1 protein-coding gene is annotated in these 586 nt (G+C 63.5%); it reads right to left on the bottom strand.

Going from position 1 to position 586, the window contains the following annotated elements; translation table 11 throughout:
• A partial coding sequence (locus HWX87_RS37685; RefSeq protein WP_176051843.1) for an amino acid ABC transporter ATP-binding protein occupies positions 1-586 on the bottom strand: 586 nt, incomplete at both ends.

Here is a 586-nt window from a genome sequence, read left to right on the forward strand (position 1 = left end):
AATCGTCCTTGCGGTCGTCCTCGACGATCGCGCCCTTGTCCATGAAGATCACGCGATGCGCGACCTTCTTCGCGAAGCCCATCTCGTGCGTGACGACCATCATCGTCATCCCTTCCTGCGCGAGTTCGACCATCACGTCGAGCACTTCGTTGATCATCTCGGGATCGAGCGCGGACGTCGGCTCGTCGAACAGCATCGCGATCGGGTCCATCGACAGCGCGCGCGCGATCGCGACACGCTGCTGCTGGCCGCCCGACAGCTGGCCCGGGAACTTGTGCGCATGCGTCTTCAGGCCGACGCGATCGAGCAGCTTCATGCCCTTCTCGTTCGCCTCGTCCTTGCCGCGGCCGAGCACCTTGACCTGCGCGAGCGTCAGGTTCTCGGTGATCGACAGGTGCGGGAACAGCTCGAAATGCTGGAACACCATCCCGACCTTCGAGCGCAGCTTCGACAGGTTCGTCTTCTTGTCGCCGACCGACTGGTCGTTCACGAGGATCTCGCCCTGCTGAAACGGCTCGAGGCCGTTCACGGTCTTGATCAGCGTCGACTTGCCCGAGCCCGACGGGCCGCACACGACGACCACTTC

This window comes from Burkholderia sp. BCC1644 (genome assembly GCF_902833225.1).
Lineage (GTDB): Bacteria > Pseudomonadota > Gammaproteobacteria > Burkholderiales > Burkholderiaceae > Burkholderia.